37 protein-coding genes are annotated in these 24,640 nt (G+C 61.9%); 17 read left to right on the top strand and 20 right to left on the bottom strand.

The features are described from left to right. Positions 1-3 precede the first annotated feature (3 nt). Genes BGM09_RS32465 through BGM09_RS32420 form a run of 10 tightly spaced genes read left to right on the top strand, consistent with a single transcriptional unit; the run spans position 4 to position 7,062 of the window. On the top strand, positions 4-1,236 hold the full coding sequence (locus BGM09_RS32465) for a siphovirus ReqiPepy6 Gp37-like family protein (protein WP_188285322.1): 1,233 nt from the start codon (positions 4-6) through the stop codon (positions 1,234-1,236). 3 nt (positions 1,237-1,239) lie between these two features. Next, positions 1,240-2,307 carry a hypothetical protein gene (locus tag BGM09_RS32460; RefSeq protein ID WP_188285321.1) on the top strand — a complete coding sequence of 356 codons (1,068 nt, stop codon included), beginning with the start codon at positions 1,240-1,242 and terminating at the stop codon, positions 2,305-2,307. A 15-nt stretch (positions 2,308-2,322) separates the two neighbouring features. After that, on the top strand, positions 2,323-3,102 hold the full coding sequence (locus tag BGM09_RS32455; RefSeq protein ID WP_188285320.1) for a hypothetical protein: 780 nt from the start codon (positions 2,323-2,325) through the stop codon (positions 3,100-3,102). Positions 3,103-3,106: 4 nt separating this feature from the next. Continuing rightward, positions 3,107-3,928 (top strand): hypothetical protein, encoded by an 822-nt coding sequence (locus BGM09_RS32450; protein WP_188285319.1) that lies wholly within the window; start codon positions 3,107-3,109, stop codon positions 3,926-3,928. A 20-nt stretch (positions 3,929-3,948) separates the two neighbouring features. Further along, a complete protein-coding gene (locus tag BGM09_RS32445) occupies positions 3,949-4,506 on the top strand; it encodes a hypothetical protein (protein ID WP_188285318.1) in 558 nt (185 codons plus the stop codon). Further along, entirely contained in the window at positions 4,503-5,144 is a 642-nt protein-coding gene (locus BGM09_RS32440; RefSeq protein ID WP_188285317.1) for a hypothetical protein, read from the top strand. The genes BGM09_RS32445 and BGM09_RS32440 overlap by 4 nt, the downstream gene beginning before the upstream one ends. A 22-nt stretch (positions 5,145-5,166) precedes the next feature. Beyond that, positions 5,167-5,733, top strand: coding sequence for a hypothetical protein (locus BGM09_RS32435; protein ID WP_188285316.1), 567 nt, complete (start codon positions 5,167-5,169; stop codon positions 5,731-5,733). Further along, complete coding sequence (locus BGM09_RS32430) at positions 5,730-5,990, top strand: hypothetical protein (protein ID WP_223187915.1); 261 nt, start codon at positions 5,730-5,732, stop codon at positions 5,988-5,990. Before BGM09_RS32435 ends, BGM09_RS32430 begins: the two co-directional genes overlap by 4 nt. Further along, on the top strand, positions 5,987-6,805 hold the full coding sequence (locus BGM09_RS32425; protein ID WP_188285315.1) for a GH25 family lysozyme: 819 nt from the start codon (positions 5,987-5,989) through the stop codon (positions 6,803-6,805). The genes BGM09_RS32430 and BGM09_RS32425 overlap by 4 nt, the downstream gene beginning before the upstream one ends. A 23-nt stretch (positions 6,806-6,828) precedes the next feature. Then, the gene (locus BGM09_RS32420) at positions 6,829-7,062 is read left to right on the top strand and encodes a hypothetical protein (protein WP_188285314.1); all 234 of its coding nucleotides are present in this window, start codon (positions 6,829-6,831) and stop codon (positions 7,060-7,062) included. 104 nt (positions 7,063-7,166) lie between these two features. Here the strand turns inward: BGM09_RS32420 and BGM09_RS32415 are convergent, their stop codons facing one another. The 18 genes from BGM09_RS32415 to BGM09_RS32330 form a co-directional block, all read right to left on the bottom strand. Beyond that, positions 7,167-7,466 carry a hypothetical protein gene (locus BGM09_RS32415; RefSeq protein ID WP_188285313.1) on the bottom strand — a complete coding sequence of 100 codons (300 nt, stop codon included), beginning with the start codon at positions 7,464-7,466 and terminating at the stop codon, positions 7,167-7,169. Between the two features lie 159 nt (positions 7,467-7,625). After that, on the bottom strand, positions 7,626-8,561 hold the full coding sequence (locus BGM09_RS38210) for a histone-like nucleoid-structuring protein Lsr2 (RefSeq protein WP_223187914.1): 936 nt from the start codon (positions 8,559-8,561) through the stop codon (positions 7,626-7,628). A gap of 284 nt (positions 8,562-8,845) precedes the next feature. Next, entirely contained in the window at positions 8,846-10,270 is a 1,425-nt protein-coding gene (locus BGM09_RS32405; protein ID WP_188285312.1) for a DUF3987 domain-containing protein, read from the bottom strand. Between the two features lie 241 nt (positions 10,271-10,511). Continuing rightward, complete coding sequence (locus tag BGM09_RS32400; RefSeq protein WP_188285311.1) at positions 10,512-10,736, bottom strand: hypothetical protein; 225 nt, start codon at positions 10,734-10,736, stop codon at positions 10,512-10,514. A gap of 409 nt (positions 10,737-11,145) precedes the next feature. Next, complete coding sequence (locus BGM09_RS32395) at positions 11,146-11,340, bottom strand: hypothetical protein (RefSeq protein WP_188285310.1); 195 nt, start codon at positions 11,338-11,340, stop codon at positions 11,146-11,148. Further along, positions 11,340-11,588: a hypothetical protein gene (locus BGM09_RS32390; RefSeq protein WP_188285309.1), complete on the bottom strand. Its 249-nt coding sequence runs from the start codon at positions 11,586-11,588 to the stop codon at positions 11,340-11,342. Before BGM09_RS32390 ends, BGM09_RS32395 begins: the two co-directional genes overlap by 1 nt. Next, positions 11,585-11,923 (bottom strand): Lsr2 family protein, encoded by a 339-nt coding sequence (locus BGM09_RS32385; protein ID WP_188285308.1) that lies wholly within the window; start codon positions 11,921-11,923, stop codon positions 11,585-11,587. The genes BGM09_RS32390 and BGM09_RS32385 overlap by 4 nt, the downstream gene beginning before the upstream one ends. Positions 11,924-12,016: 93 nt before the next feature. After that, entirely contained in the window at positions 12,017-12,748 is a 732-nt protein-coding gene (locus BGM09_RS32380) for a hypothetical protein (RefSeq protein WP_188285307.1), read from the bottom strand. 38 nt (positions 12,749-12,786) lie between these two features. Next, complete coding sequence (locus BGM09_RS32375) at positions 12,787-12,957, bottom strand: hypothetical protein (protein ID WP_188285306.1); 171 nt, start codon at positions 12,955-12,957, stop codon at positions 12,787-12,789. A gap of 88 nt (positions 12,958-13,045) precedes the next feature. Further along, positions 13,046-13,243 (bottom strand): hypothetical protein, encoded by a 198-nt coding sequence (locus BGM09_RS32370; protein ID WP_188285305.1) that lies wholly within the window; start codon positions 13,241-13,243, stop codon positions 13,046-13,048. Further along, complete coding sequence (locus tag BGM09_RS32365; RefSeq protein ID WP_188285304.1) at positions 13,240-13,515, bottom strand: hypothetical protein; 276 nt, start codon at positions 13,513-13,515, stop codon at positions 13,240-13,242. Before BGM09_RS32365 ends, BGM09_RS32370 begins: the two co-directional genes overlap by 4 nt. 96 nt (positions 13,516-13,611) lie before the next feature. After that, positions 13,612-13,836 (bottom strand): hypothetical protein, encoded by a 225-nt coding sequence (locus tag BGM09_RS32360; protein WP_188285303.1) that lies wholly within the window; start codon positions 13,834-13,836, stop codon positions 13,612-13,614. Positions 13,837-13,853: 17 nt separating this feature from the next. Next, complete coding sequence (locus BGM09_RS32355; RefSeq protein ID WP_188285302.1) at positions 13,854-13,991, bottom strand: hypothetical protein; 138 nt, start codon at positions 13,989-13,991, stop codon at positions 13,854-13,856. 223 nt (positions 13,992-14,214) lie between these two features. Next, entirely contained in the window at positions 14,215-14,526 is a 312-nt protein-coding gene (locus tag BGM09_RS32350; RefSeq protein WP_188285301.1) for a hypothetical protein, read from the bottom strand. A gap of 82 nt (positions 14,527-14,608) precedes the next feature. Continuing rightward, complete coding sequence (locus BGM09_RS32345) at positions 14,609-14,887, bottom strand: hypothetical protein (RefSeq protein ID WP_188285300.1); 279 nt, start codon at positions 14,885-14,887, stop codon at positions 14,609-14,611. A gap of 11 nt (positions 14,888-14,898) precedes the next feature. Then, complete coding sequence (locus BGM09_RS32340; protein WP_188285299.1) at positions 14,899-15,267, bottom strand: hypothetical protein; 369 nt, start codon at positions 15,265-15,267, stop codon at positions 14,899-14,901. A 2,180-nt stretch (positions 15,268-17,447) separates the two neighbouring features. Further along, complete coding sequence (locus tag BGM09_RS32335) at positions 17,448-17,912, bottom strand: GNAT family N-acetyltransferase (protein ID WP_223187913.1); 465 nt, start codon at positions 17,910-17,912, stop codon at positions 17,448-17,450. 56 nt (positions 17,913-17,968) lie between these two features. Beyond that, on the bottom strand, positions 17,969-19,216 hold the full coding sequence (locus tag BGM09_RS32330; protein WP_317452979.1) for an XRE family transcriptional regulator: 1,248 nt from the start codon (positions 19,214-19,216) through the stop codon (positions 17,969-17,971). A gap of 195 nt (positions 19,217-19,411) precedes the next feature. Here BGM09_RS32330 and BGM09_RS32325 point away from each other — a divergent pair, with 195 nt between their 5' ends. The 7 genes from BGM09_RS32325 to BGM09_RS32300 all read left to right on the top strand — a co-directional run bounded on the left by BGM09_RS32325 (position 19,412) and on the right by BGM09_RS32300 (position 23,422). Continuing rightward, entirely contained in the window at positions 19,412-19,918 is a 507-nt protein-coding gene (locus tag BGM09_RS32325; protein WP_188285297.1) for an ATP-binding protein, read from the top strand. Next, positions 19,915-20,322, top strand: a complete 408-nt coding sequence (locus BGM09_RS39260) for a DUF6415 family natural product biosynthesis protein (RefSeq protein WP_411158390.1) — start codon at positions 19,915-19,917, stop codon at positions 20,320-20,322. The genes BGM09_RS32325 and BGM09_RS39260 overlap by 4 nt, the downstream gene beginning before the upstream one ends. Positions 20,323-20,392: 70 nt before the next feature. Next, positions 20,393-20,917: an NUDIX domain-containing protein gene (locus BGM09_RS32320; protein WP_188285296.1), complete on the top strand. Its 525-nt coding sequence runs from the start codon at positions 20,393-20,395 to the stop codon at positions 20,915-20,917. 23 nt (positions 20,918-20,940) lie between these two features. Continuing rightward, a complete protein-coding gene (locus tag BGM09_RS32315; RefSeq protein ID WP_188285295.1) occupies positions 20,941-21,687 on the top strand; it encodes a hypothetical protein in 747 nt (248 codons plus the stop codon). A gap of 163 nt (positions 21,688-21,850) precedes the next feature. Then, positions 21,851-22,045, top strand: coding sequence for a hypothetical protein (locus BGM09_RS32310; RefSeq protein WP_188285294.1), 195 nt, complete (start codon positions 21,851-21,853; stop codon positions 22,043-22,045). 227 nt (positions 22,046-22,272) lie between these two features. Continuing rightward, positions 22,273-22,449 carry a hypothetical protein gene (locus tag BGM09_RS32305; RefSeq protein ID WP_188285293.1) on the top strand — a complete coding sequence of 59 codons (177 nt, stop codon included), beginning with the start codon at positions 22,273-22,275 and terminating at the stop codon, positions 22,447-22,449. A 100-nt stretch (positions 22,450-22,549) separates the two neighbouring features. Continuing rightward, complete coding sequence (locus BGM09_RS32300) at positions 22,550-23,422, top strand: aKG-HExxH-type peptide beta-hydroxylase (RefSeq protein ID WP_223187922.1); 873 nt, start codon at positions 22,550-22,552, stop codon at positions 23,420-23,422. A gap of 14 nt (positions 23,423-23,436) precedes the next feature. On the opposite strand, the gene BGM09_RS32295 is transcribed toward BGM09_RS32300, so the two are convergent. Beyond that, positions 23,437-24,030: a pentapeptide repeat-containing protein gene (locus tag BGM09_RS32295; protein ID WP_223187912.1), complete on the bottom strand. Its 594-nt coding sequence runs from the start codon at positions 24,028-24,030 to the stop codon at positions 23,437-23,439. 445 nt (positions 24,031-24,475) lie between these two features. After that, the coding region (pspAB, locus tag BGM09_RS39255) for a PspA-associated protein PspAB (RefSeq protein WP_411158391.1) at positions 24,476-24,640 on the bottom strand (165 nt) is incomplete at its 5' end.

The following is a 24,640-nucleotide window of genomic DNA, read 5'->3' as shown; positions in this document are numbered from 1 at the left end:
GCCATGGGATACCGTATCGAGGTCCGCAATCGGGACCTGAACCGAGTTGGCGAAGTGGACACCTGGATCAGCCTTGATTTCACGGTGGCGTACTGCGCTCAGGGTTCCTGGCAACTTCTTATCAAGAACAACACGCCTCAGGCTCAGCTTTTCGAGAAGGGCGGAGGCGTCGCCATCTATCAGGATGGCGTGGACACCCCCGTCCTCACCGGAGCGTGTGAGGTATTCCAGAAATACTGGACGGTGGAGCAGCACACGAACGTTGGCTCGGTCTACATCTCCGGGCACTGTGACAACAAGCTCGCCTACAGCCGATTGGCCTTCCCCGACCCCGCCAAGCCCATCGCTACCCAGTGGTCCAGCCCGACCGCCACCCGGACCGTGACGGGTGGTTCGAGCACGGCTCTGTGGAACGAGGTCAACAAGGCCATGGGTCCCGGTGCCCTGCCTGACCGCAGGGCGGGTGGCCTGGTGCTCGACGGCGCCTTCCCGGCCGGCGCCCCCATCAGCGACTCTCTGAGATATGACGTCCTGGGCGACAAGTTCGCGGACTGGATAGCCAAGAACCCGGGGACCGGCTACCGCTTCGTCTACGACCCCGATGCACGGCAGATCAACTTTCGCGTCTTCCAGCCGCGTGACCTGACTCAGCAGATCCGGTTCTCTCCGGAGCTGGGCAACCTCCGGGAGTTCGTCTACTCCGTGACGGCCCCCTCGGTCACCCGCGCGATCGTGGCATGCCAGGGCGACGGCAACGCCCGTTACATCTACCAGCAGGTCAACACCGCGATCGAGCAGGAGTGGGGCCTACAGGCCGAAGCCTTCGTGGACCGTCGTGACCTGGGGATCGTGACCAGCTCGACGGGTACGCCAGTCAAGGCCGATCCCACGATGACTGATGCCGACTTCAACGCGGCCGTCCAGGCCGTCGAAGACGCGGCCTCCAGCGCTCTGGCGGACGGGGCACCCAAGGGGAACCTCCAGATCTACCCGATCGACACCCCTCAAGTGCAGTTCGGTCGTGACTACTTCGTCGGTGACATGGTCACCGCATACATCGACGGAGTGGCGTATTCGGACGTACTTCGCCAAGTCACCATCAGCGTTGATGACGGTGGAAAGACGCTGTCGGTCGCCCCGGTCATCGGTGACCAGGGCACGGGTAACCCACTGAATCTCTACTCGGTCGTCTCAGATATGCGAGACCGAGTCCGCAAGCTAGAAACGAGGGGCTGACCCATGGCCGAAGTCTCCTATCCATTCAACGCATCGAACGCTTCTGGTGGTCAGTCTCAGGTCCAGCAGACCCAATGGCAAAGCATGGCTCACATGTGGGGCGGAGACCGGATTGATTTCCGCCCCACTGCCGCAACCTACCCGGCTGGAACGCTCCCGTTCTACATGGTCGTTCTGGGAGGCCGGTCCTTCGAAGTTCAGCATGGCTCTGCTTGGGTCGGTGGATTCTATTACACGCTCACCAACTCCATCACCATAACGATTGACCCCAACCTGACGGCTCAGGCGCGTAAGGACACCCTTGTCATCAGGGCTGATCTTGCGGTGGGCTCGGTCAACCTTGCAGTGGTCAAGGGCCAGCCTTCCGCCTCACCGGTCGCCCCCCGTCCTCAGCGGATCGCGGGCGGTCAGTGGGAAATGGTCCTCTACGAGATCACTGTGCCCGCCAACAACGGCGCCCCGTCCGCTGTCGGCCGCTTTCAGTTCGACATGCCCACCCGTTTCGGCTCTCCCTGGAATCTGCGGGAGACCATGGACTACGCCGAAGTAGGTTCGTTTGGGTATGACATGGACTCTGACGGTGGCGACTCGCAGAACGAAGTCTTCAAGGGCCGGGACGGCTATGTGATCACCCGCCATTTGGGGAAGTCCCGCACCTATACGCCGAGCCTGGTTCAATCAACCGCACAGCCGGCAACTCGAACTGGCCGGTGGCGCTGGATAGCCCCGAACGTGGTGTGGTTCGCCGCGACGCTCACCAACACTGTCACGTCTGACATTGTCCGGTCCGGCTCCAATTTTCAGTTCGGCGTGACCCTGCCTGTACCGGCGAACGGTAAAAACGCTCAGGTACTACACGGATACGTGGACAACGATCCGGTTCATGGCAATCTGCCGAACTTCATTTCCCTGACTGTTCTCCTGCCCAAGGGCAATGCAAACTCGAACGCGTTCCTGTACTACCCGTCCCCCACGAAGCCCAGCGAGGGACTTGATGGTTTCTATACCCTTCCCGGTTTGGCCAGCCTAACCATTTCGGGTGTGTACGAGGCTGATGCTTTCGCCGAGTAATTAGGAGGTTGCCCTATGGCACGAAATCTCTTTGGTGGCACTGCGTCTGACGTGGCAGAAGACGTTGACGGCCGCCGTGTACCGGGTGCTGTCGGAACCGTGTGGTCTGGCCCGTCCGGCGGGGCCACCCAGCTCCTCGACCTGACCGACCAGGACGGAGCCCCCCTGGTTCAGCTCGTTGCCGACAACCGCGGATTCATCCCGCCGTTCTATGGGCCGAACGGCCTTGAGCGCGTCTGGGCGGACTTTGGCAACGGAAAGATTGGGCTGGTCAGCGTCACTGTGGGGGAGCGCCTGGAGGCTCACCAAGCGGCCAGCGACCCTCACGGAGACCGGGCGTTCACCACGGAACAGCTCGTCAACTACCTTCCCATTCGGGGCGGGGCCGTAAACTCCCCCAATGCTCTGGACTGGCTGACTGTCACGGTTCCCGAGCCCACCGACACCACAGGCAATGTCCTAAAGCTGGTTGGCCCTGATGGCACGGCTTACACCGTGGTCAAGAACTCGGGCTCGATCTACATCAATCCGAAGGGGCAGAGGACCGGCCTCGCCATCGGTGCCCCTGGATATTCAGCGGGGCAGCCGATTATCAACGTCAGCAACGGGTCAGCCTCCCCCACGAGCACCAATGCGATCTTTCAAGTGATGGGTGATGGATCAGTAGTTACCAAGAGCAGCGTCACCGCGTCCGGCCCCGTGAACGCCTCTAATATCGGTGGCGCCCGAGTTTTCTCCGGGCCGAATGCGCCAGCCAGTCCGCAGGCAGGGGATGTGTGGATTCAGTATGGCTAATTCAGTGAACGTCTGGAACGGCACGGCATGGGTCAAGTCTGTACCGAAGGCTTACAAGAACGGCTCGTGGGTGGCGGTGTCCCCCCTGTACTACGACAACCAGGAATGGATGTCGGAGGCTCCGGCACCAGAAGAGTTCCCAGGATACGTGGACTCCACTACTTCAAGTTTCTCTGGAGCAGACATAGTCACGTGCGCCATCTCGGATTATATCCGGACCAACGACTTCGTAGTGTCAATCTGCGCTCAGCAGGATGGGCCTGCCGAGAGTCCGCGGTTGCTCTCTCCTCCTGGGATCATCCCAACTCTCTACACAATTCATAGCGGCATCCGCTTCCACGTCGCCGTGTGGCCCTGGGAGCCGTCCAAGGGAAGTTTAGTCGTTTGGAACACCCAGGATTCTGACAACAGTGCGTGCATGAATTTGGTCTACCGAAACGGGGATGTGTCGAACACGTCACTCAACCCTGTGATCTCCATGACAGGCACGGACAACACGAGAGTGGTTAACCTACCCGCCTCACAGGATTTCACCAATTTGTACGTGGTTCTCACCGTGGCAAACACACTGACAGGAAATGCGTGGCCCAGCGGCGTCAACGAGCTTGACTCGGTACTCGGCAAGTTCGGCACTAAGTCAATCAGCCTCTTGGCCGCTGACACCCCTGGCGCGGGGAACTCCCCGGGCAACGTTCAACTAGACACAACCGTTGATACGGCAGTCGTTGCCCTAATACAGGTCCCTGGTAAGTCGGACGGGCTCGCAACGTGGATTCTCGGTGACTCTGCGGCTTCCGTTCTCGGCTCCACAACGCGATTGGGGTGACAATGCAAATCAAGACTTGGATGGACGCCTACGTATCGACCGACGACTTGAACACTGAGTTGGTTGACAACCTTAACCGGCTTATTGCGCAGCCAGCCGCCCACCGAACATTTGCAGCGAATCAAACTGCCAATATCAGCGGCGCTTGGGTTCTGGTGCCTCTCGACCTCCCGGCAACAGGTGAGGGACGTTACGGCTCCTTTGATACCACTCACAATGCCTTCGGTACCCATGCAAGCCGCATGGTCGCACCTGAAGACGGTCTCTACGAGATCAGTTTTTCTGCGGTAATCCGAGCTGCTGTGTCCGGTACCGCCCTGACCTATGGCGCTGCGGCCTTCGCGGTCAATCAGACGACAGCCGCCAACGTGGCGTCCAATGCCCTGTGCCGCCCAGCACTCGGCCGGTCCTGGGCAGAGGAGCGATCCGGGAACGGTTCCGCAACCGTACCCCTCAACAAGGGCGACTTTGTTTCTCTCGCTGTTACCGGTACGGGAACCACATGGGTAATGGGCCACGACTCGTTCACTGAGATGACCTCGTTCCTTTGCCTATGCAGAGTAGGTGAGAAGCCATGACGTATAACAAGCCCCCGAGCACTGGGGGAAAGTGGTCCGACCGCAACGTGATCACGGCCGACGACATGAACGAGTATGTACGAGACGTGCACCGGTTCCTTGTCGATCCGCCGAGTTGTCGTCTCTCGGTGAAACAGAACGGAAACTCGACCGCCTACCAGACCACCACGGGGGGTTGGTCCTCGTTCTACTTTGCTATGCCGAAGGACGGCCTCGACCCCACGCGCGAGTGGGATACGTCGGGCGGGCAGATGGCCACGGCAGATGCCAACGGCTTTGTCCACGCGGTCAAGGCGCCGGTTGACGGAATCTATGCCATCACTTTTTCTGGCATGTTCTACACCAAGACCGCATCCGACAACAATAACTCCCGCATGGGAAAGAACATCGCCACTGACGCCAACTGGAGCAACACCTACGGACCCTTTGCCGCGACGAGCCCCATCAGAAGCCCCCTGACCAGCGCCTTCCAGTACGCCGTGTCATACACGGTTGTCGCGCCGTTCTGGAAGGGCGACAGCGTTTCTGTCGGCGTCGCAGGCGCGAACAGTCAATACACCGGGGACACCACGACAAAGAGCTTCATCTCAATGGAATGGATTGGAGGGATGTCGAGTGCCTATTACGCCAACGCCTGAGACGTGGGCTCACCGCGAACTGGTGAACGCGGCCATCATGAACCGCCGAGTCCGGGATATGCACACCTTCCTCTGCAAGTCCCCCGGAACCGTCCGGGTGGAGGGATCGGCCCGCAGCAACCTTGCCGCCGGATCACCCTCGCTCTGCTACTACGCGCCCGTGGGCTCAACAGCGCACTCCTACGCCAGTGACCCGGCCATGGCCGTGGTTGATGCCTCGGCCGGCGGAGTCGTGGACGGGGTGAAGGCCCCTGTGGCAGGCCGGTACAAGCTCGCTATCAGTGGTTCCATCGCGGCCGTCACCGCTCAGGCGGCTGCCCGGGTCTGCTACCTCATGGCGGCCGTTAATACGGCTGCCACGGGTACGGCGGTCGCGGCTGGTGCCTTCGTGACCGTCCCTCTCACCAACTGGAGCAGCATCGTCCACTCAGGCGCCAAGGCGACTGAGGTGGTGCTGAACGCAGGGGACATAGTGCGGGTTGCGTGCCGCATGGACGGCTCTGCCTACAACTGGGCAAGCGGTAATGACGCCGGTTACACCCTCGGCTCTTTCATTGAGTTGCGATGGATCGGCGAGGTACCCACGTGACCCCACTAGGCGTATTCGAATATGCAGGTACGGCGGCCTCGGTAGTGGCCGCCTTTGTCATGTTGAAGGCCGCATGGTCCATCAATACCGCTCAGGTCTGGAAGGAAGAAGCCGCGGCACAAAAGGCACGCGCCGACCGGCTTACAGAAGACATGCGGGAAATCAAGGAACGACTGACACGGATTGAAGCTGAGAACCAGCGGCTCATTGAGTTGCTTACTGCTCTCGATCCGGCTCGGATAAGGAGCAACACATGATCAAGGGTATCGACGTAAGCAACTATCAGGCCGCTACCTGGTCCACGACCGGGCTCGACTTCGTATTCATCAAGGCGACCGAGGGCCACACCCTGACCGACTCGCGCATGGCGGCGCATGCTCAGCGTGCTCGTTCCGCTGGTCTGGTCGTGGGCTACTACCACTTCCTGTGGCCCGGGAACATTCAGCAGCAGGCCGAGTATTTCGTGTCCAAGGTCGGCAATGTAGCCGGTGACATCCTGGCGGTTGACTGGGAGCGGACCTCCGCCGGAACGCACGCGACCGGCGCGGAGAAGGACGCGTTCCTCAAGGCCGTAAAGAAGCTCCGGCCTACGCACAAGGTGATCCTCTACACCAACACGTCCGACTGGAAGGCCCTGGACAAGACCTCGTTCGTCCAGGACGGTCTTTGGATCGCGCAGTACAACGGGTCCGCCGGTCACCCGGACATCAAGGCCCCATGGCTGTTCGACCAGTGGACCTCCACGCCTCTTGATCAGGACGTGGCCGCCTTCTCTAATCGCGCTGCGCTGAAGGCGTGGGCAACCGCTCTGGTGAAGCCTCCGTATGAGCCTTTCCCGGGGGCGACTTGGTTCAAGACGGGACGCAAGTCGCCTGTGGTCCTGGCGATGCGTAAGCGGCTGATTGCCGAGGGCTGCAACCACTACAAGACGAGCACCAACCCGGACACCATCGGCTCCGGTGACATCGCGTCCTACGAGGCATGGCAGCGGAAGTGCAAGTTCTCCGGCAAGTCGGCCGAATGGCCTCCCGGTAAGACCACGTGGGACAAGCTCCACGTGCCTAACGTCTGATCCCTTCTCTTCAAGGAGCATGAATGAATTCACTCATGGCATTTCTGAAGGCGCACGGCGTGCGCGTTTTCGCTGTCCTCGCCGCGGTCGTCCCCTTTCTGATGACGCGGTTCCCCGGTGTCCCGTGGGAGGCGTTCCTAGGTCTAGCGGCTGCGACCCTCGGCGTTGGTGAGGTAGCCCAGCGGAACGAGTGGGCCAAGCAGGCTGAGGCCCTGGCCACTCGCGTGCCGGCCGATGCCCCGGACCCCACTGTCTGAGGCGTAGGGGTACGCCTCGGTGAGAGAAATAATGTCCATGCCAATATGGACAATGCAAAAAAGCCCGCCTCCCCAAGAAGGGGAGGCGGGCTTTTTTGTTTCCATCACTCAGAAGCCTTGCTGCCTTCCGGCAGCTCGAACCACGAGTCCGGCACTTGCGCTTCGAGCGCCAACCAGTTCTCCGCGTGCACGAACAGGCGCAGGCTGATCTTGGGTTCCTTGTCCAGCCACCTCATAGCGAGGACGCTTACCTCGAACTTGTGAAGCAGGTCGAAGAGGTACTGGATCACGCGCGTGCCTGGCGTGTCCCCCTCACGAACCCGCACGATTGGGATGTACTCAACCCCACCGTTGTCGGCGAAGGTTCGCGCCCACTCTTCCGTCTGTGCGTACTTGGCTGTCACTGGCCTGTCCCCTCTGCTTCTGGCGGAGCCAGATTATCGTCCACCGCCGACAGACCCCTCAGTCCTTCCACACTCCGTCGTTCCACTTGGCTACCACCGCGGCATAGCGACCCTGTACGAACCGGGCCAGCGGGCGCCGCTGCGGCATAGCCGCAGGGCTCACGCCGTCACCGGCTGGCTGTAGCTCTCGACGCGGCGCTGCCACCAGGCCCGAGCCGCTTCCGTGTCGGCGTGCTCCGCCATGTACAGGGTGTTCTCCGGAACCTGACCGACCATCTTCACGGGTTCCGGGGCCAGGATGTCAGCGGCGGGAGGGAACGAGCCTCCGTCCGCCTCCTGGGGGTATGCCATCTGGAAAGCAACCTGCACCTTGGCCGGAACCCTTCCGCGGTCCGACACCTGGTAGCCCTGGGCTCGTGCCCACTCCCGCACGTCTGGCAGCCGAGAGGCGGCAACCGTCTCGGTCGCCTCGACGGCTGGCGCTGCCTCCGCGCCGACCTGGTCCTGTTGCTCGGGCTCGCTCACCTTCGGAACCGGCTTCCACCACACACGACCAGCCAGCGCGCATGTGTGAAGCACGTCGCCGGACTCGGCCGCCCAGACCTCGTACTTGCCGTCCCCCGTGTACGTGACTCCGGCCGGCTCGCTCATGGAAGGCTCAGCCGAACGCTTGCCGCCCTTGCCGCCGAACAACACCCGGATGTCGTGATTGCCAGCCCGGACCCCTGGGACGTTGCCAAGGGGCTCATTCCGCCACTCGCTGTTGACCTCCGCCAGTTCGACCGATCCCGTGTCAGGGAAGAGGGTGACCCAGGTACTCCGTGCCGTGGAGTCCTCGCCCGACGTGCCAACCGACACTCGCACTGCGGCAGTGGGCGTACCGTTCCGCTGTGCCTTGACGTTCTTCGGCTCCGCCAGCAGGACCCCGGTCCGGGTGACCGAATGGCCTCGGGTGTCCACTCCCTTGGCCGTCACGTTGGCGCCAACGCTCAGCTCAACCGCCATCTCTTCCAGGGTCTTCATCGCGTCTATCTCCGTCCAGTTTGGTGAAAGCGAGTGGTATTTGCCGTCAAGGTTTTCCTTGAAGACATTCAAGTCGGGAGCCGTAAGGCGCAGTTCGCACACGTCACAGTCACAGTCGTGTCCCACACACACGGTGCAGGCGTGTTCGTCGCAGAGGCGGTCCGGGCCGTGCCCGTCTCCTCGGTCGTAGGAGAACGGGTACAGGACGTGTTCACGCTCGTACTTGTGGCCGTGGGCGCGTTCGTGTTCGGGGCAGGGCTCGACGGAGCGCCGGGCCGACTCCTTACTCAGGAATGCGGCCCGGCACTTCGTGCATTGAAAGCGCCCTGAGCCGTGCTCTCTCAGGGTGTGTCGCACTACAGCGCCAAGAGGTCAGCGAGTGGATTGGCCGAAGCCGTGACCTTCTTTGTCGGCCTCGCCCGCTTGGCGGCTGGCGGAGCCTGCTTTTCCACCACAGACAGACGGGCAGGAGCCTTCCGGGCACGCGTCGTCCGCTTGGGCTTGGCCTCTTCCTCCTGGTGCTCGATCTCCTCGACTGCCGGAGCGTCCGGCTTGGCCTTGGCTTCCGGCTCGGACTCGGGCTTCACCAGGCGGTACATGATCGAGGGAGCCCCGCGACCGCCAGACTGCGCACGGTACGTCTCCACGTCGTCCATGTCCTGAACCGAGACCTTGAGGGCGGCGGCGTTGACCCGTGTACCGAGCGAACGCAGCAGCATCGTGGACGACGCCTCGCCCCCGAGGAACGCAAGCTTCTCCCTGATGAGATCCGGTAGGGATTTGACGATACGAGGAGTGGAAGTCTCGGCTTCATTGACCAGCTTCTCCACGCTCACCATGCTGTAGGCCACAAAAGCCCAAGCAGCCTCAAGCGCCCGCTTGGTGATGACCGTCTTACGCTCGGCCGCGGTTAGGACCGCAGCAACCCGCGTGACCTGTTCGGCCGAGCGCTCCAGGAAGCACGACAGCCGCTCGGGCATGTCCGCCATCCGGTCTTCAATCTCAGACCGCAACTCGTCGTACCTCCGGCCGGCCTCCGGAGCGAACGTCATGTAACGCGTCTCCTGTTGGCTCCACTTGTAGGCCGCCGTGAGTGCCTTGGTCTCCTTCACCGTGGCCACGTGGTCATAGGGCAAGAGCTTGGACCGCTCAACGACCACAGGGAGGATGCGGTTGTAGCTGCCGCCCAGGGCGTCAGCGGTGGACCCAGCCACGTACCGGGACCACTCCCCCGGAGTGATGTGGGCGTGGAACCCGAGGAGTGGAGAGGAGACGTATTGCGTCTCCTTCTTCGTGGTGTTGCTGACCGGCTTGCCGTCCCAGGCGGTACGAAGCTGCTGGGAGAAGTTGGCGTCACGCTTGGAGCGTCGGAGCTGGGCCGCCCACTCCTCCTCAACGATGAGCGTCCGGCCGTCCGTCCCTGCCTCGGTCCCGGCCGTCTCCAACTCCTGTTGCCACATCATGTTGACCAGGGAGGGACCGGAAGAGATACCCGAGTAGGCGTGAGTGTCGATGAACGCTCCGATGGACGGGTTGAGAATCTTCCGCGCCGTGTTCAGTGCGTAACCCTTCCGACCGAGAGCACTTTTGCCCGCAAGCACCGTCCACACCACCACAGGCCGGCCGGAGTCCATCAGGACCCGGCCGCCGAGCGAGGACGAGAAGAGCGCCAGGACGGCCGCATAGATCCCGATGGGGTCGGCTTCGGAACCGGGAGCGGCCTTGGCAACCGCCTCTCCGATAGGCCCGTACTTCATGCCATCGAACGGGCTCTTGCTCATGCTGCGTTCTCCTTAGTGGTACCGAAAAGGTCGGCGAAGTGTGTACGGAACTTCTTTGCGTGCGGCTCGCACAAGTCGTATTCATCGGGTCCGATGGTGAGCGGAACCGTGCCCGGGACATCCCCGTTACCGCTCTTCCTGCATGCGTCACAGGTGATCATCCGCGCCATGTCATTCCTCCAATGCGAGCGCCCATAGCGAAGGCCCGGCCGACCGGCCGGGCCTCCACTAGAGACGTTCGCTAGCTCCAGTCACTCCACCAGCTACGAACTTCCTCCTCCGTCGAGGCGTAGTTGTCCGCAATGACCGTAGAAAAGTCTGCATCAGGGTTCTCCAAACGGGTCATGATTGCGTTCGCTACCAAGTTCACTGCGTCCGAGTCCTGTTCACCGAGGCTGAGCGCGCCGATCACCAGATCCGCTCCGCCGTTGACCGCTTCGCTAACCTGGTCCCGCGTGAACTGCATGCGCACTCTCCTTTGGTCGAATCCCCATAGGAAAGGCCCGGCCGACCAGCCGGGCCTCACAAGAACGGTTCACGTCAGTTCGTCGTGTCACTTCACTTTTCCGCACGCGCCGCCACGAATGGTGGCACCAGGGTCACACCACAGTGAGAGCGCGGGGTAATATCGGGCACCGCCATCCCGCTTGATGCGGATACGCGCAGCCCTGACCGTGTATCGCACGTTCATCCGCGCGCCTCCTTCAACGTCGGAAACTCGCCTGGGTCTTCGGGTGTCGCCCAAGCCGAACGACAACCCGAGCACGTCACATCCCAGAGATAAGGCTCCAGAACGCGCCTGGTGAAGACCAGCGTTACGGGCTTGCTCCACCCCATGCACTCCATGCCCTCCCGCGTGATTACCTCGCGCTCGGTCACTCGGTCACCCTCATTTCCTGTACCACGGGGGACATGAAATCCACCTCGGGACGGCCGAGACGGTTGTGTTGCACCCATGCCATATGGGCGACCACGCGGGGGCGACGCGGAAGCGCCGCTTCCACCTCATAGGCCCATGTCGTCTCGCTGTCTTCCTCGGTGAACGTCACCAGCCATGCGTAGGTAGCCATCAGCCCACTGCCTCCGACCGGCACGCACGGGCCACGGCGCGGGCCGCATAGAACGCGTCCGTGACCTTGCCAACGAACAGACGGGCAACCGCCAGCGGATCGGCGTACGCCTGCGCCATCTCTCCGCACTCGGCGAACAGTTCCTGTACTGCCTTGAACCTCTCGGTATCGTCGTCAATCCACCCGATAACCGAGGCACGGTCCTGGATGTCCTCGGACTCCATCATGAAACGCTGAGTCAGACTCACAGTGATATCCCCATCGCTTGCTGGTAACCGCTCCACACGACAGCCGCAATTCGGCCGCGTGTTCCCACCCTGTGGCCGTTCTCCCGACCCCATTCACGGGCTTTACGCATGTGCTCTTTGTGCTCCCACGCGGCTTGTTGAGCCGCTTTTGCACGCTTCCAGGACGCCTCTTGCTGGCGGCGTCTTTGTGCCTCCGCCGCTTCACGTGCGTCGTCGCGGTGTTTGTAGTCAAGGAAGAAACGGACTTCGGGAGGTGTGACCGCTGAATCTTCATCCGGCCGCCTCATGCCTTTGGCGACCATGTAGGCCCGGACCTCTTCCGGGTCGGGTTCCATGTGCCCTCCTGACCTAGTGGCCAAGGGAAAGGCCCGACCGATGCCTAAGGGCTCACCCCCCAGGCCGGCCGGGCCCCAACCCAAGCGACTAGGTCAGTCCGAAGCGTGCGGGATGCGGCTTACCGCCTGGTGCTTCCGCAGGATGGCTTCCTCTATCCCGTGCCAGTCGGTGAGGGCCGTCTCCGAGGCAGCCACGTCACACCGGCCCGCGATGCGTCGAGCACGGCGGCTCTCGATTGCTCGGGCGACGGCACGCAGTTCCGTCTTGGTCAGGTTCCACACGGGCTCATCCGAGAGTCTGCCGCCATCGGCTACCAGCTCCCGCGCTGCGTACACGTACTCCGATCCAGCCCAGATGTTGTACTGAGGCTGCAACTCCAGTGCCCGCCGGAGCGTCGTCCGGACGTATGCGCGCTGGGAGACACTGAACGTCCGTACCGCGTAGCGCCGTTCGCTGCGCTCGGCCACAACTGCGGCCCGGTACACGATGTGCGGGAAATCCGTTCCAGCGTGAGCCGCAACCCACGGGCCGCACGTGGCGTATCCCTCCCACTCCTGCTCAGTCGGCAGATAGTGACGCCGTGCGATGTGGTCCGCAATCACACGGAGGGGGATGGAAGCCGCATCCTCGTATCCGTCGATCGCCCGTGCCCAGTGATCCAGGCCGCATGTGCAGATGAGCCGCACGGCCGGGCGGACGAACGGGGAGGCTTTCGCCACTTCCACATACCGCGCTGTGTCGTCACACGCGGGCCGCGAGACCTTCCAAGTGAACTTGTTCAGCACGACCGATCCGGCGGAATCCCCGATGGTCATAGCAGGCATGGCGTTTCCTCTCAGAGTTAATGCGAAAGGGTAGAGCATCAGATCTTTGTCAGGCCCGAGCGGTAGGGGATGGCATATCCGTTCTCTATGAACACCACGTTGTAGATGCGATCCCAGGAATGGCGGTCATCCTGGATTGACACAACCGTTCCCACACGTTGCGGCTCCCGGAAGTGCGTCACACAATCTCCAACTTGGATCTCATCCATGGCGCTGGTTCCTTACTTGTAGGGATTGGACTTAACCGACCATGGAAAAGGCCCGGCAAGCGGGCCTCAACCAGAGCGGGTCAAGCGCTCAGAACCTCACCCTGTCCGCGTGCCCGACAAGCGTCATCACGCTATAGAGGTATTCGGCATCGCTGCCGTATCTGGTATCCGCCAGCCGCTCTGCTTCCTCATGAGCGGAACGCGCATCGGGTGCAGTCACGTGGAAGAGGACAGCTTCCCCGTCCTGGCTGCTGTCCCAGTCGAAAATTACGGTGAACGGCTTCACTTGCCCTCACCCGCCAGCAGCGAGAGAACGTGGTCAATGCCCTTGTGTCGGTACTTAGGACCGTCCGCCTTTTCGGATTCCAGCGCTGCCGTCAACTCCGTGACCAAACCCGCCACGATGTCACCCGCGTACTTCCCGGCAACATCCGAGTAAGCGAAACTGCGTTCCGCCCGCTCGGCCGGTGACTCGACGTACAGCGGCTCATCCGGCAGAATTTCCGTAACCAGATCCCAGAGTGTGTCTTCCGCCGTACCCCAGAGCGTGTCTTGCATTTCCTGTCTCCATCCGTAGGGGTTGTGTTGGGTCGAGCACCCGTGGAAAAAGGTCCGGCCGGAACTCACCGGCCGGACCCCACCAAACGCACTCACCTAGATGGATTCCAGGACCGCCCGCGCCCCTTCCTCCGTTTCGTGCTGTCCCGCCCACCGATGCGTTTCGGTGGTCACGTCCCACGCATAGGCGAACCACTCGACCGGTTTGCGCTTCTCCGGGTTACCCTCACTCACCCGGACCACGTAACCGCGATAGTCCGCCGTGTACTGCTTACCGAGGTAGGCGAGACCGTCATATCCGCCCGAAATCCACTCAGCCATAACAGGTACCCTCTCGACTAGCGCCGGTAACGGCGCTTACTCAGGTTCAGCTCAACGAACACGGACGGAATTCCGTAGGAAGCGGCATAGGCAACCGCTTCCGCGTAGTTGTCAAAGCGCTTGTGCCATTGCGGCCCGATGTGCGCCACGTACATTGCGTCTCTCCTCAGTCTAGATAAAGCGTCTCGGGGTGGTGTGCTTTCTTGTGCTCAAAGCACAAGCGGCGTGATAGCTCCGGTGCCCTATCGACGTAGCGCGGGAATATCAATCCGTCCCGTGTGGGAAGTCCGTAGAACGTCCCCCACGGACTATCCGGCCACGAAATACCGACCGGCTGACCACAAGCGGCCACATACCAGCGGAAGACAGTAAGGCTCATCAGAAGTTCAACCCCATAAGGTCAATGAGTTCGTCAGCAGTGGGAACGTGGCACTTGTCGCACTCGGCGTGGTGTTCGTCGTCGCAATCCACGTCCTGACTCCCGTGGTTGGCCATGAGTTCTCCGGCAGCAGTGGAAGCGTGGAACGCGCGGAGGAGTTCCGCCATTGCCTCCGCCTCTGAGCAGGTAAATTCCAAGTGCGTGCACTCCGCTAGCAGGATTTCAAGCTGAGTCACGGTACTGATTACGGGAATCTCGGCCGCCTTGACGTAGCCGAAGCATGCGAACACGGACCGAATGAGCTTGCGCATGGTTATCCCCTTGGATTGAGTGGGCATTGAGCGCACATGACCAAGCGCGGTAACCCGCGCCCGACCAAATCCGTTCACTGCCTCAGTTCAGGTCCGCAACTATCCGGCTAAACATGCCGTTGGTGACCTCCCACATATCGGGCCAGCCGTCGCGGTCCCAGTGGGCAAGCACAGGCACCCGCACGACGGTTTCCCCCGGGCGGTACTCACTCAGGTAATGCCGCACCGCACCCACGGCAAGGATGGTTACGTATCCCTCTCGGTCGCTGTGGTAGAAAACCCGGTCGGCCGCTTTCAGGTCTTCCGGGCGTACTTCCTCCACCTGAAAGCACTTACCGTTGCCCGCAGTCATGGTGTGCATACTGTTACTCCTTAGAGAGTGATTCCGCCGTCGGCCACGGGGTGCCAATCAGTCTCGGTCCATCCGTTCGGACCGAGATACTTCCGCTTGAAATGCATGGCGTACGACCAGTGATCGCCTGTTTTCACGTCCTGGTGTGCATCCTCCGCGTAGAACGTGCCGTCCCCGTTGTCGAAATACACGCCGAGGTTTTCCCCGATGGCATCTCGTACGTACTCGGCCAAGTCCTCATCATCTTCGGGAAGGTTGACGACCGGCGGAGCGTAGTTCCGGGCTTCCTGCAATTCCGTACGGCTCCACCATGTGTCAATCCAGCCGTGTTCCTCCGCCCCATTCGAGCGGACCACAGACGCGGTTACGAACGCGAAAATCTGTCCCATGTGTATTCCTCTCAGACGCCGTTCAGGATGAATGGGCTTGGCAACACCCGGCCGATCGGCCGGGCACCACCAGGCAGATTCATTCCCTAGTAACAAGTTTTAGGTCATGCGTAGGCGGCACGTTTTGCACACACGGCAGAGGTAGCCCGCTTTGCAACACGATTTGCGTACCTGAGCGAATCCGAGTGAGTCGAATCCCCAACCCCGTACCCGCGTCCCAAGCCGATTGAGCATGATCAACCATGCGGAGCGCTCGGCCGCTCGGTCGTCCGACGCATCAACATCCATCAAATGAACGTAATCACCGTGTGCGTCCCGCACTTCGACGGTGAACATTTTCACCTCGTATGTGTGAATCCCGCCACGGATAGTGCAGCCACACGCAGGCGTGATCAACCTTTCAGCCATTGCCCTTACCTCCACGCCAGTCACACGCGGGCGTGAAGCCCTGTTGGCAATCGTCCATTTTGCTGTCTGAGAATCCGTCATTGAACGCGCTCACGCTCGGCCCAGATATGGCCATGCCTATCAGTACCCCTGCACCGATAGCCAAGGCCACAACGAAGGCAATGATTGCTCGCATGTATTGTGCGCCTCTCACTTCTGTACGTCGCTGGCGTACCAGCCACAGAGCGCGCCGGACCCGTCCAACGCGCGCAGTTGGTATGTCATTTCTCCGCTGATGTAATCCCTTCCGTACTCGTCATACACGCGGTATCGCTTGCCGTTCACCATCACTACAGAGTCAATAATCAGCATGCTCTGTGTGCCTCTCTGGTGGCCTATCACTGGGCAGGCAGGGGAATCCCCTGCCTACTCAGCAACGGACGGCCGTACGGCCGCCTGTGCCTGCCTCACACGCTTAAGGTTGGGTGTCGGTCGGGTGAGTATCAGTCACTCGTTCCATTGCCCACACGGACACGTGATGTCGGCCGTTGCATGCACCGGTTGCCCCCGATGCTGGCGGTTGGGTCAGATGTATTCATGCCGGGCCATCACTTCCGGTTGTCAGGACACAGCCGACGCTTTCGCGCTCTCAGCCAATGACGGCAGACTCTCGGGTCCGCTAGGCACTGTGGCAACTCACCCGCCTTATTCGCTTGGGGGTGCGTGTCCCTATGTATTCAGTTATCAAGGTCCGATCCGTTCGGGCGGTCGCTCTCGCTTCCGTCCCGCCTTTTCCCTGCCACCGATGAGCCGCTACCCGTTGCCGTTTCCCTGGACTCCCTTTCGGGCGGTACTTCCGGCGGGTCTCGCTGCGTTGCTCGTTCCGACACCGAGAACGTTAGACCACTTCCCCAGTAACAAGTCAGCGGACATAGGAAAACGTGCCTGATATACAGATTCCCCAGTAACAAGCAAGTGGGCATAAGTGGACATAGGCCACCGTTTCCCGAGTAGCAAGGGGCGGAAATGTGGGCCACGTCACACGGTCTCGGCTTGACAGGGTCTCGGATAGGGCCTGCCCGTTATCTGTACGTAATTATTCCGTACTCACTACGTGCCCTGTATGTGACCTCTTCGTTATCAACTGACGTGCTATCAGGCGCGTTCTGATGTGCCATCAGGTGTAGTGCTCATGCCAATATGAGGCCCAGTCAGGTGACATGTGATGGGTCATCAGGTGGAGTGTCCATGCCATGCGCTCTCGGCGTGAATACGTGAATTAATTCATGCCGTGCCGCAATAGGTCTCGGGCAATAGGTGGGGTGCCCGTGCGCGTTCATTCATTCATGCGCTTTCTGTGTACACCCGGGGGTAATACATACATACATGCAAGAGCGACCCACAGGGTGTGCCGTTCTTCGGTTGTGTACGGGTATTAAAGTTTCACAAGGGGACAAGCCTCTGTGCGTCTCCATGCCGGCCTACCGGACCTACGGGCCTTCCCGGGGGCTTCAAAAGCCCTCTGAGGACGTTCTAGGGGGTTTCTGAGCCGTTTTGGAGGCTCTGCCAGCCTCTCGGACCAGCCATCTGACCTGCGGAGACGTGTCCGCGGTCTCTACGGGATGGCTTGGGCCACACTTGCTTGACTCAGCGGCCAAATCTGCACCTCAGGACACATAGGATATTTATGTAGGGGGGTTATATGCCCCCCCCTACAGCGCGGAGTCAGTAGCCTCCCCAGGGACCTGTCTGCCACCTGGGGCCGGAGAATGAATGAATTAAGGCGAGAGACCTCAACCCTTGAGCGGAAGGTCTGCCACCATCAACGCATAGAGCGGGGAGTCAGCGAAGGGGCGTGATTCGCCAACCTTCCGGTATCCCCAGGACTCGTAGAGTGCCTGTACTCGGGGATGGGCGGTATCAACGGACAGGGCCACCATCGCTTCAGACCGCCCATCGAGTATCGCTCGATGCAACTCCTCAGAGATGCCCTGCTTCCGCCACGCCGGCCGAACCATCAGCTCCGAGAGGGAGAACGTGGAGGGATCTGCTGGCGCGGGCATGAACTCACGCCACCACTCGCGCCCCTCCGTAGCTGGGGCGCCATAGGCATAGCCCACAGGCTCGTCTCCCGCGTACCCGACCACGCAGGCGAAGCCCTCGCGCCCGCCCCACTGGTCCACAAACCATGGGAAACGCCTGTGGAAGTCATCATCCATCTGGTCCGCGAAGGCATCGGCGTGCACGTCGATCAACATCTGCCGGATAGACGGCAAGTCTCCAGTGGTGTATCTGCGAAGCTCAGTCACGTGGCCTAGATCCATTCGGCTCGGAAACGGTCTCCCCAGGCCCGTGCCGCCTTGGTGTCTGGCGCGAGGGTGAGAAGGTCGCGGTAGAAGTCGCCGATCAAGGAGCGTAGACGCCCGGGGAGCGGGTTGCCATCCATGAGGCTGAAGACCTCCTCCGCCTTGCTGCATCCAAGCTCGATCTCCCTTTGGTGGATGAGTGAGATCGCCAGTCGTGCCGTCACTGCGGCCCGGTTACGTCGGAACTGCTCCGGGAGGGACGTGAGGGCCTGATAGGAGGCGGCCTCCGCGTCAGCATGACGGGATAGGTCTTGCTGTGTGCTGGCCATGACGGAGTACAGCTCGCCTTCGCCGAAGAAGCTCACCCAGGTTGGCCGGCTGTCCTCGGTGGTCTTGCTCAGGGACTCCTGTGCATAGCCCAGGCTGCGGAGGGTTGCTTGCCGGTTGCCGAGTGACGCATGTGCCACCGCGGCTTGGGAGTGTCCAAGGGCCGCGAACATCGGGTCGCGCCGAGCAACGCTTGTGCGCTGAGCTGCTTGAGCTGCTGCCAACGAGTCTGACGGCTGGTGGGTGATGAAGGTGAGCATTGCCAGTGTCTTCCAGACTCGCAGCTCTGTCACGCTGTCTTGTCCCAGGCCAGCCAAAGTGAGGGCTTGGTCCAGATGCGTGCGGGCGCGTGTGAACTGTTGCGCATCGAGGGCGGTCCAGGCGGCTGTGGCGGTCAGATCCGCAGCAAGACTGAAGAGCCGCAGCTTGATTCGGTGGCTGGCTGGCTTCTTCTGGAGCGATAGCGCTTCCGCTGCTCCGGCAAGGGCAGCACGCTCAAGAGCATCGTGGCCCCCCTGCTGCTGGTCCAGGCTGTTGAGGGAGTCGAGCTGGGATCGGATCGTGGAGACCTCAGCGAAACCGATTGCGTAGGGGGCACGAGGTACCAGTTGGGATGCGGCTGCGGCCGTGGTTGCGTTGACGAACGAGCGGCGGTTCACGGGCTGCTCCGTGGGGCGTGACGGGCGGGTGCGGGCCGGCGGTTCGAAGCCCAGCTCTTCAATGGAACACCCGAATACTGCCTGTAAGGCGGCCCGTGTGCGTGACGAAGGCCGTCGAGTTCTGCCGCTCAGCCAGTTCCTTACCATACGAGCGCTGACCGTGCCTTCGTGGCCATGCGCCTCTAGCCAGGTGTTCAAGGCATCAGCCAACTCGCCCTGGTCTAGGGCCTTGTCGCCCATCCGGCCCTTCAGCACATCGTTCCCAATCACAGTACCCACGGTAGCCAAGGGGCCAGCAGGGAGTGAAGCGCTACCACATCTTCCCCTGCAAATGTTTCCTCCCCACCGCGAGTGCACAGTCACTGAGGTTTCCTTCCCTCAGCCGTCTCAGACTCGTTCACTGACAGAGCAACAGCATTGCTCCGGGCCTAGATCAGGTCCTGTCGTCTGGTGAGAGGTGTGACCATGGCTTCCAGCTTCCTCCAAAACAGGCTGGACCTGGCGTGCGAGCCCTCCGCTGTCCACTTTGCTCGGAGTCACACCGAGGACGTGTTGAAACAGTGGCAGATGCCTGAAGAGGTGCGGTTTGACGCTCTAACCATCGTCGTGGAGTTAACCACCAACGCTGTACGCCATGCCGGAGGCCCCGCCGTGCCTTTCGCCCCCGAGCAGGGTCGGCCGCCGGCGGTTCGTCGGTGCGCACTGACGCTGTGGGTAACGAACACTCGGCTCCACGTTGGAATGTGGGATCAGAGCGCGCAATCGCCGGTGCTCCGTCCCTTCTCCCCGGAGGCAACATCGGGTCGCGGCATCCAGATGGTGAACGGTCTGTCGGAAGGGCTCTGGGGCAGTGCACCCGCTGAAGGCGGAAAGATCGTCTGGGCCGCAATACCTCTCCCCGTTGAGTACCGCCGCCGCTTGTCTCAGATCGGCTCATTATCTCAGGGCTTTGTTGAGGCGATGAGCGCATGATGACGGCAGTAGTCGCCCAACGCGACATCGCCACCATGGCCCGAGTGCTCCAGCGACTTCACCGTTTGTCCGAGGCGGAAACTCCCTCCGAGGAACCTCCGCTAGTGAGAACAGTGCTGGATGATCTTGAATCAGCGCTCGGTGAGTTTTCGGCCCCAACTGTCGAGCACGTTCCGCTAATGGCGGCGCGGTTGGCCAGTGTGTTCCGACAACTTCTGATCTTGGCCCAACAGGTTCATCCGCCTATGAGCCCGGGACTGGCAGGGCGCACACTCCGGCTGATCGAAGAAGCCGCTGGCGGGGAGCACATCAGCGATCTCGGATATGTCCGGCGTCTGGCTCTGACGGTCCAAGACCTGCTCGATCACTGCTGCGTGGGCTACCCGCCCCGCGGCGGGCCGTGAACCAGTCCGTTTCAACGCGTTCTTTCCAGCCCGGTCCCTGACATCAAACCCACCGCACGAAGGAGCGTTTATGCACGCCGACACCGACACCAAGATGCCGCCGCGCCGCCGCCACGGCTGCGTGGTGTTGATCACGGACGACGACCATCGCATTCTGCTGGTCAAACCGACCTACAAGCACCAGGACGAGGAACGGGGCTGGCAGCTTCCCGGAGGCCACGCCCACGCCAACGAGCCGATTGCTGAAGCGGGCGAGCGTGAGCTTCTGGAAGAGACCGGCCTGTCCCGGACACTGACCCACGTGCTCCTGGTCGACCAGGTACCAGCGAACCCGGAGACCGGCTCCGCGGAAGGCGTCAACTTCGTGCTCGAAGGCGGCTACCTCACCAGCGACGAGGCCAACCGAGTCACACTTCCCCCCTCAGCCGCACATGAGTTGTCGGCGCTGAAGTGGGTCGATCTCGGCGAACTCGACGCCCACACCTTCCCTTACCAGGCCCGCCGCATCCGGGCCGCCGCCGCCCACCGAGCTTTCCTGAGCATGCCGCTGTACGAGTCCGGGGTTCCCCTCGCGCCTGGGCCAGGCTCCGAATGACGCGGGCCATAGAGCCGTTTGTCGTGTCCGGCGATGCTTTGGAGAGCCTGCGCAGTGCGCTCGACGTGCTCACCCACTGGCAGCTCCACCCGTGGCGTGACGTGTGCACGGTGGTCGGCGACGCCACCCCGTTGATCTGGCACGAGATGGAACGTCGCGAGATCTGGGCAGACCTGGACGAGTGCGACCAGGCCGCCGTCTACTGGGCGCTGGCCAAGGGTCGGGTGCTGCGCCAGGCGTCCGAGCGCTTCACGACACCGGACCGGCACAGCCGCAAGCTCATGAACCTGTGCGTCGAACTGCGGTACTTCGCCGCACTGTGCTCACCGGACGAGGTCGAGCGCTGGCCGAAGACCAGCACCAGCCGACTGGCCCACGCCCGGCACCCCTCCACATACCGGGACCTGTTCACCGGCATGCCCACACCGTGGCAGGCCGAGACGCTGCGTCTGATGGACTGGCCCGCCAACGGGCGGGACTCGGGACGGCTCCGGCTGCTCGACGCACTCGAAACCAGCATGGACGCCTGGAAGATGCGGGACGAGGACCCGCCTGCCGTGACCGACCGCGCGCAGGAGGAACACCGCAAGGTCTGCACCGACCTCGTGCCCCGATTCCACCGCTTGCCGACCGGATGGCAGAGCGAAGTGCTGCGGCACATCGACGCCCGAGAACGCCCCCTGGACGCCATCTCCGACGCCCAGCAGGCCATCAACATCATCCGCGTCTACGGCATCCACCTCGCCAACTCCGCGCCGCAGTGCGCGTAACGCGACTCCGCTCCGGCCACGGCGACGGCTTATGACATGCGGTCTGACGAACCGTCGCACCCCGCTCGACAGCACGCGGAATCGGATTGTCCGCGTGGCCGGGGCGGCACCAACCCCCCTTGTAACTGGCAAGGGGTCTGTGCCCCATTTGAAGGTGATTCAAGTGGGGCGCGTTCCATCGAAGAACCAGAGCATCGAAGTTGAGGGGAATCGTATGGGCGTTCCGAATGGCACCGGAGGCAGCGGCGTCCGCAATGAGACGAATGCCGATAGAAAAGACAACGCCGCCAAGGCCAAACAGCAAGGCCAGAAAGCGGACCTGGTGCAGAAGATGAAGAAGAAGGTCCAGGGCTCGTGACTGGCAAGGACACATCTGGCACCCCGCAACCGGGGCCAGACCCGAACCCGATACCACGCACACCGTCTCAACGGCCTCCACACGGCGTCATAGGCGGTCGCCCCTAATTCCGTAGGTCTCCCAGTGCCGGGTGTTCTGCCCCCGGCACTGGGGTGAACGTCCACGCCAACCAGGTGCGGATAGGCAAGGCCAGTGCTCGACCATCCCTAGAAGGAAGAGGTACGCGCATGTCCGTGAGCATCATGACACCGGTCACCGAGTCGGCCATCTCCGACGACACCCTCAGCAACCTGGTCGCCGCCGTCAAGAAGGACCCGACCGGCTTCGTGGCCAGTGTGAAGACGCGTGTGGCCGCGTCCCAGAGCGACGCGAACAACTGCATGATGGGCGGCTGGACCGCCTGACCGGCGGCCTGACGCTCTGACTCTTCAGTGCGCCCGGGGCGGGTACCCGCCCCGGGCGTGCGCCAGGCCCCCAATAGGGAGGACATTCCTCGTGCACTTCATGAACCTCGGTCACACGTACGAGAACACCGCGCGGATGGTCACCGCGCTGAACAACAAGGTCCCCTCGGCGGAGGAACTGTTGGTGGAGTACAGGAAGGCGATCAACACCCTCCGCCCCCTGCCGGCCCACTACAGCGACGACAAGAACAACAACCACGCCGCCATCAGGTTCGAGGACAGCGATTGGGCTGACTACTGCCTCAAGCACGGCATCTTCGCCCACATCTTCGACGGAGCCACCCCGAGCGACCAGGCAACGCGGAACCGCTGGAGGGCGAACGTTACGGCAGCCCTCAGCCACATTCAGGAGGTAAGCCCCGGTCTCTACCGCATGGTCCGGCTCCTGGTGACGGACATCGTTGTTCTGAACTCGGGTGCGGACGGGGGTGGTTCGGCTTCTCGGATGCTCGGCGTCGTGGTTATGAGTCCCGGCCCCGAATGGGAAGTGCCGCAGTACGCCGAGTGCCTGACGCACGAGGCCATGCACCTCAACCTATTCGTGGCTGACATGGTGTACGGGACGTTCACCCTTCCGTCCGTCGAGTTGGAAGCGGACGAGCATCGAGCGCTGTCGGCCGTCAAGATCGGCCAACTTCGGCCGCTGGACAAGGCGTTCCACGCCGCGGCCGTCACCGTTCCGCTGATGTACCTCCAGCATCAGCGCGGCACCACCACTCTCATCGACCTCTACACGGAGTCGCTGCGGGACGCCTGCGCCGACCTGGCCACACACCGGAGCGTGTTCACCGAATACGGCGCCATGCTCCTGGACGAACTGTGTGGCTTCGCCGCGAACATCGACTTCACGCACGTGGCCGAGACCATCACGGACCCCGCGTATGCGGGGTACCGGCCGGCGGTGGCCGCTTAGGCAGCCACCATCAGCTACTCGAAGTTGATACCGACTTCACGTGCCAGGCTCAGGGCCAGCTCCATCGACCCTGGGCCTTGCACTGTTGCGCCCTTGAAGTGCGCGGCGCCACCCACATCAATAAGGGTCGAGTTTTCGAACCGGACCGTTCCCATCTTCACATTGGCGAACTGCGCCCCCGTAAGATCGCAGTTCACGAACCGCGTGTTGTGCATCTCCGCGAACTGGAAGTCCGCTCCGCTCATACGGCAGTCGATGAAGGCCACGGCAAAGAGCTTGGTGTTGCGGAACATGGCGGGCGCGATAGTGCAGTTCTCGAACGTCACATCGCGGAAGGTGCTGGCCTTCCATGAGGAACCCGTCATCCGACTGCCAGTCACCGTGCAGCGGATTAGCGAGACATCCTGAGCGGATACCTCAGCAAAGTCACAGGTGACGATACGAGAGTCACTGATTTGGCTACGGATCATCCCCATACCAGTGAAGCGCAGGTTCTCGAACGCGCACCCCTCGGCTTCCAGAGCCTCAACCTGCCGGCCAATCAGGTGTTCCCCGTCGAACAGGGCCCCCTTGATAATAGCGTCGTCCTCAAAGTCGTCTCTAGGCATCTCTGCGACGCGAAGGTTGCCAGAGATTCGTGGTGCGTCGGGGTTCCTCACCCGTACCACCTTGCTGCCCTGCCAGCCGACTTGAGGCATGTCGTAGCGATCCGTTCACTGAGCGGGATGAAGTCCTCAGAGTCTACGAGAAGTCCGCCCACCTGAGCGGCGCTTGAGCCCCACTGTGCATGAATGAATGAATTTCTCAATCGGTCGTGGCGCTCCGCGCCCGCACAACCTTGGTAGTGCCCTGGTATGGCGCAGAGGACCGCCAGGAGGGCACACGGCGAGGCGTGGGCGTCCGAGAAGGCTCAGGCGCGGGCAGAGGCCGGGATAGGAGACTCACGGCCTCTCCTACCTGCTCGGGCGTGAAGCCACTTTCCTCTATGAGCTTCATGATCAACTCGGATGACTCACCACTAAGCGTCAGCCACTCGTCCCCGGGCAGCACAGGTCAGCCCCCCATCCCAGGTGCGTCGTAGAGGGGGAACCATCGAGCCTTGTCCGGCTCGATCCGAAGATCATCTTTGACCAGCGCTGCGATCTCCAACTCACGGGCCGTGTCGCGTTTCTGCTGGTCAGAGCGTATACAGACCGGATAGAAGGACCCGCGCTTGTA

This window comes from Streptomyces sp. CBMA29 (genome assembly GCF_014596445.1).
Lineage (GTDB): Bacteria > Actinomycetota > Actinomycetes > Streptomycetales > Streptomycetaceae > Actinacidiphila.
Note: the sequence above shows the minus strand (reverse complement) of the source record. Positions and strands in the feature narration are given on the sequence as shown.